Origin of the sequence: Shewanella surugensis (genome assembly GCF_023284005.1) — a bacterium.
In the GTDB taxonomy this organism is placed as follows: domain Bacteria; phylum Pseudomonadota; class Gammaproteobacteria; order Enterobacterales; family Shewanellaceae; genus Shewanella; species Shewanella surugensis.
The window spans coordinates 1-6703 of sequence record NZ_JAKIKS010000190.1 but is presented as its reverse complement, the minus strand read 5'-3'; the positions used below and the strand labels follow the sequence as shown (position 1 = coordinate 6703).

Genomic DNA, 6703 nt, shown 5'->3' with positions numbered 1-6703 from the left:
TATACAAAAATAATGATAAACAAACAAGTTCAATGATGCGATAAGTACTGAAATTATCACGTTGCTCTAATAGTGAACGAATTTATGATAATTTAATACTCAGGTACTTATGTCGAACTTGATTGAGAGCCAAGTTCGTCAATATACAGTCAATAATTAGAGGGAATCATTTGAAATTTAGTCTTGTTTTTAAACTGTTATAGTCAAAATAGAGGGGGGTGTCATTATTTGTAGATACACTCACCTTAAAACGGTGCTGACTATTTAGGAATAAAAAATTATTTTTCATCTTACAATATGGAATTATTGTTAATAATAAAATAAGAGTGAAAACACTTTAAAATAATTGCTATCATATTTGATAATACCATTCTTTATTTTATTACATGCCTCTGCAGATGAGTCAGTTTCAGTCTATGCTTATAGTATAAATCACGGCTAGAAGTGAGATTGACGATGAAAACGCCTGGAGCTAGTTTTTTTGAATGGCAACGCCAGTTTGGTTCTGAAATTGATTGTTTAAACCACCTAAAGCACATGAGGTGGCCTATTGGTTTTATTTGCCCTAGGTGCAGTTGTGAGCATAGTTATCAGCTCGCTACTCGTGATGTCTATGAATGTAGTCAGTGTCATAAACAAACATCAATCACCGCAGATACTTTATTCCACGGTAGCCGTATTCCCTTAGCTAAGTGGTTTTGGGCCATCTATTTTCTAGGCTCAGATAAAGGCAGCATTTCAGCATTGAGACTCAGTAAACTTATTGAGGTTAATTGGCGAACGGCACGCTTAATATTGAGTAAATTGAGAACGGCAATGGGCCATAGAGACAGTCTGTATAGGCTTTCAGGTATCATTGAAATTGATGATGCCTTAGTTGGAGGGAAGAGGAAAGGTAAGCGCGGACGTGGAGCCGCAGGGAAAACGCCTGTGTTAGTTGCGGTTGAAAGCAAAGGGAAAGGCGCGGGATTTATCGCTATGCAGGCAGTCGACAGTGTTTGTCATGAAGCCGTTAAAGATTTTGTTACGAGGCACTTAAATGCACAGCAAGAAGTTCATACTGACGGATTTCCCGCTTTGAATATTATAGATAACACTCAACAGCATGAGGCGAGAGTCACACCGAGTGAGTTGGTTGATGAATGGCTGCCTTGGGTTCATATTGCAATAGGTAACTTAAAAGCATTTTTACTTGGCACATTTCACGGCGTCTCGGGAAAGTACTTACAAGAATACCTTGGTGAGTTCTGTTATCGGTTTAACCGACGAAAAATGGAAAAAGAGATCCCCAATAGACTGTTAAAGCTGGCAATAATTCATGCGCCCGTACATTCGTACTGAGTCAGGTACATAAGCATGTTTTATTATACCCATAAAATAATAAATAGTGGAACATAGGGAAGACTAACCTTAAGCTCTCATGACTCGAAGGCCGAGGATTGTGTCAGTTTGATATTATTAGTATGTATATAAATTATAATTATCGGATCTAGTTGTTAACTTTACATAATAAAAGAAAATGTTAATACGTAGATCTCATAAAGTAATAAGTGTGTACATACATATTTTAATCTCAGTAGGGTTTAATTCCTCGCTGCTTGCGGCGTAGAAGTATTTAGACTTTGGAGTCATTTAGATACCCCTCTTCGCGTAGCGAATTTGAGCCTAAGCGAAAAGCCTTGGCGTGGGGGTCGTTGATTAAATGACCCTCGTGAATGTTAAAACAACCTCCTTAATTCCTACCTTTATGGCTGCTGATGTCACCTTTTATCATTCCCATAAGCATAAAGATTAATTTAATGTTATGTTCTCTTATTGCTAACCGCTTTTAACGATTTCCCTATCCGACTAAATCCTATTAAGTCAGTGGTTAATTCAGACTTCTCAATTCATATTGATGTACCCTTTTAAGTTCAATATTACATAGCAGTAGAATGTCTGTGAGGCTCATAGAGTGTGGATTTCAAAACACGTTATGCTGCAGATTTTCGATATAAGCCTCCATGGATGGGGGAAGGTAGAGCTACGTTTGAACTAAAGCCGAGGATAACAAGTCGCTTTAAGGATGACGACCCTCAGGTCGTTCATCCTTAAATATTAAAGGCTGGTAATCAGTTAATGAATGGCGTTATTAATGACATTTTCTACCGTGTTTTTAACGCCCGCTGAAAGATTACATATTGAGTCGTATTGGTATATGTCCCTTTTTTAATAAAACTAGGAGTTTGGTATTAGATATTATTGCCTTAAAGTATTATTTCTCTATTTAGTATTAGTTAAGTATTACTTGAGTATGAATTTAAGTATTAAAGGTATGTTGCCTCCTTGTTGTTTAATTGCTTTATTGTATAGTCAGTGTTGTCCTAAAAAAGCTTAGTTTTTATATGTAAATATCAAAAAATTTTAAATGAGATACATTTATTTTTAGTTTATAGGTGACATATGCAGCATGTTAATAAAAACGCGCATTTTAAAAGAATTATTTTTACTGGATCTTCCGGTTTCTTAGGCCATATTATCTTGGCTAGATTGTCTAAGGATGATAGTTGTGATGTTGTCGTATTATTAATAACGGGTACCAATATCTATCAGGTTATTGAAAACTGTTGGGATTATTTAATTGATGGCAAGGGAATCAGTGATCCTATTGAATTCATGTCTAGAAAAGAAAAATGTTTTTTAATTTTATTTAGTCAAACATTATTTTGGTCAACTTTTTATGAGGTTTTTGAACAGCATAAAATAAAACACTGAAAGCATTAGGTGTTGAAATTAGACTCGCTGATGAATAATGAAAATAGATTTGTTAATTAATCCTTATTTTTAAATGTTTATTTTTTTAATTTAAATAATGCATATTAATACCAGAGTAAGAGGCTGTTACTGGAGAGCTATGATGAAACTTAATGATGACACTAGACACAATAATAGTTTGAATGATCCTAGACTGAATAAGCGTCTTAAAGACTCGCCAATTGCGATTGTCGGTATGGCAAGTTTATTTCCACATGCCCGTTATTTAGAGCAATTTTGGGATCTTATTAGTGATAAAGTTAACGCCATCACAGATGTGCCTGAAACCCATTGGCTAGCTGAAGATTATTTTGATGTTAATAAAAAAGTACCGGATAAAAGTTATTGTAAAAAAGGAGGGTTCTTACCTGAAGTTGATTTTAATCCAATGGAGTTTGGCTTGCCACCTAATATTTTAGAGTTAACGGATACATCACAATTACTTTCTTTATTGGTGGCAAAAGAAGTATTAGCCGATGCTCGGATTACTGAGGGTTATGATCGAGATAAGATAGGCATTACTCTTGGCGTCGGAGGCGGGCAAAAAATTCTTCATAGTTTAACCGCACGTTTACAATATCCCCTCTTGAGAAAAGTCTTTAAGCACAGTGGGATTAGCGATAGCGATAGCGAAATGCTGATTAAGAAATTTCAAGATCAGTATATTCATTGGGAAGAGAATTCATTTCCAGGATCATTAGGTAATGTGATTGCGGGTCGTATTGCTAATCGATTTAATTTAGGTGGTATGAATTGCGTTGTTGATGCTGCGTGTGCAGGCTCTTTGGCAGCGATGAGAATGGCCATTAGTGAATTAGTGGATGGTCGAAGTGAAATGATGATAACGGGTGGAGTTTGTACTGATAATTCTCCGTCCATGTTCATGAGTTTTTCAAAAACACCGGCTTTCACCACCCAAGAAGTCATCCAACCTTTTGATATAGAATCTAAAGGCATGATGATCGGTGAAGGTATTGGGATGGTTGTGTTGAAACGTTTGGCCGATGCCGAGCGTGATGGCGATCGTATCTACTCTGTTATTAAAGGCATAGGTTCTTCATCTGATGGTAAATTCAAGAGTATTTATGCTCCTCGTTCAGAAGGGCAAGCTAAGGCGTTAAGGCGAGCATATGATGATGCTGGAATACTCCCTCATACCTTAGGAATGGTCGAAGCGCACGGAACGGGAACCGCTGCGGGAGATTTAGCTGAGTTTGAAGGCTTAAAAAGTGTGTTTTCAGAGCACGTAGATGGCAAGCAGCATATTGCATTAGGATCGGTGAAATCACAAATAGGGCATACTAAGTCGACAGCGGGTACAGCAGGGCTGATTAAAGCGGCGTTGGCTTTACACCATAAGGTATTGCCAGCGACGATTAATGTGTCGCAACCTAACCCTAAACTCAACATTCAAGCTTCACCTTTTTATCTTAATACTGAGACACGTCCGTGGTTGGCACGAGTCGATGATATTCCTCGTCGAGCGGGGATCAGTTCTTTTGGTTTCGGTGGCACTAACTTTCATTTTGTTTTAGAGGAATATTGCTCAGATTATAAGCGAAATGACAGGCATAGCCAATATCGTCATCGCAGTGTGCCTGAAACTTTTCTATTTAGTCAGCCATCAAAAGCGGAACTCATCAATGTCTTAAAGGAAACTCAGCAGCTTTGTCAGCAAGAGTGTGCTTGCTTTATGGATATTGCGGCAGCTCATCTGCTTAGAATGTTAGATGACGATGCGCCTCGTTTAGGCTTAGTAGCAAAAAACGCAGCCGAGCTTGATCATTTATTAACCCAAGCTTTGACGATGTTTAACGCTAATGATGCAGGACATTGGCAAGGAATAGGCGGAATGGTGTATCGCTCAGGTGCGTTGATCGCATCTGCAGATAAGGAAAAGAAGATTGCCGCTTTGTTCGCTGGTCAAGGCGCTCAATATTTAAACATGGGACGAGAGTTAAGTTGTCATTTCCCTGAAATCAGAGCGCAATTTTTACTTGCAGATAAAGTCTTTAATAAACATGCTCAAATTCCGGTATCAGAGCATGTTTATCCCAAGCCCGTTTTTGAATTATCTGAGGTTAAACAACAGGAAGCCAATTTAACCAATACACTTAATGCGCAAAGTGCTATTGGTGCCCTTTCTTTAGGTCAATATCAGCTAATGTTGTCGGCAGGATTTCAGGCTGACATGGTGGCTGGTCATAGTTTTGGTGAGTTAACTGCGCTTTATGCGGCAGGGGTTATTAAACTGACAGATTATTACCAATTAACTTATGCTCGTGGTGAAGCGATGGCAGCTATGCCTGATGATGAACATGCAAGTGTTGATAGAGGGAGTATGCGAGCTGTAGTGGCTAAAGCTGGCGTGACTCTAGAGCAACTTGAAATATGTTTAGCTGATTTTAATGATGTGAGAGTCGCCAATTATAACTCTCCGACTCAAGTGGTTATCGCCGGTCCGAGTGAAGCAGTGGATAAGGCGGGAAAAGCCTTAGTTGATCTTGGATTTAGTGTGATTAATCTCCCTGTTTCTGCAGCTTTTCATACGCCTTTAGTCAGCCATGCACAAAGGCCTTTTAGTGAAGCAATTGATAACGTCGATTTTCTCTCTCCTCAGTGCCCTTTATACAGTAATAGTACTGGTCAGCAGTATTCAAAAGAGGCTAATGATATTAAAGCTGGTTTCAAACAACATATGTTGCAATCGGTTTGTTTTAGTCAGCAAATTATTGCTATGTATGAAGCGGGCGCGCGAGTGTTCGTTGAGTTTGGTCCGAAGAATATTCTTCAGAAATTGGTTACAGATATATTAGCGGATAAAAGTGATGATTTAAGTATTATCAGTATGAACCCTAACCCTAAAGGAGATAGTGATCAACAATTGAGATTAGCGGCTGTTCAAATGGCTGTTGTGGGCATTGCATTGAATAACCTCGATCCATACCAAGCGCCTAAGCGAGTGCTTGAAAAATTAACGCCTATGCATATTAAGTTGACGGCGACGAATCACATTAGTCAGGCAACGCAAGCTAAAATGGCGAAATCTTTAACCACTGGTCAGGTTTCTTTTGGGGCGCAAAAATCAGCTAATAGCATGATTGATAACAGTGTCGTCGAGCACACTTCCAATGATGCAAAACCTTTTGCAGAGACTAAACAGGATTTGATATCGTCTGAAGTGGCAACAGCCGAGAGCCATTGTGATTTTTCAGCCATCGATAAGCAAAACGTTTCTTCTTTATTGTTAACACAACAAAAAATGACAGCATTACATAGCGCATTTTTAGCGATCCCGAAGCAATATAATGACACTGTGACCCATCTAATGGCGGAGCAAAATAAGTTATTCGATGAGGGGGTTGCAATACCATCATATTTACAAAAAAGCATTGATGAATTTCATCAAGAGCAAGCGGATACACTGAAACAGCATGAAAAATTCTTAGCACTGCAAGCACAGGCTAGCAGTCAATTGTTTGATTCATTTATGCAAGAACATGCTGAATCTTCAGATAAAATGTTTCAAGAGAATATGCCTCAAGCCAAAGCGATTAAAGATAATCCTTTTAAAAGTGAAAGTGTTAAAAAAGAAGAGATTAACTGCGGGGAATTCAAAAGGGAAAGCGTTAGTGAAAAGGTTATTAATGACAATGCACTTAAAGACCGAGTGCTTAAAGAAGGGGCTCTCAAAGAATGTACAGCTCATGAAAGTCAGCCTGTCATGGGTCAGATCCCACATGAAATGGAAACCATGATGCTTGATGTTGTTGCTGAAAAAACCGGTTATCCCACAGACATGTTATCCCTTGATATGGATATGGAGGCAGATTTAGGCATTGATTCGATTAAACGGGTGGAAATTCTTGGCACAGTACAAGATAAGGCGGCGTCATTACCGCCCTTAAAC

Annotated in this window: 3 protein-coding genes; all 3 read left to right on the top strand. The window is 38.5% G+C overall.

Annotated features, from left to right (window positions below; translation table 11 throughout):
• The first annotated feature begins 456 nt into the window (after nt 1–456).
• Complete coding sequence (locus tag L2764_RS25155; RefSeq protein WP_248943108.1) at nt 457–1341, top strand: IS1595 family transposase; 885 nt, start codon at nt 457–459, stop codon at nt 1339–1341.
• A gap of 1101 nt (nt 1342–2442) precedes the next feature.
• Nucleotides 2443–2754 carry a hypothetical protein gene (locus L2764_RS25150; RefSeq protein WP_248943107.1) on the top strand — a complete coding sequence of 104 codons (312 nt, stop codon included), beginning with the start codon at nt 2443–2445 and terminating at the stop codon, nt 2752–2754.
• Nucleotides 2755–2893: 139 nt separating this feature from the next.
• A partial coding sequence (locus L2764_RS25145; RefSeq protein WP_248943106.1) for a type I polyketide synthase occupies nt 2894–6703 on the top strand: 3810 nt, incomplete at its 3' end.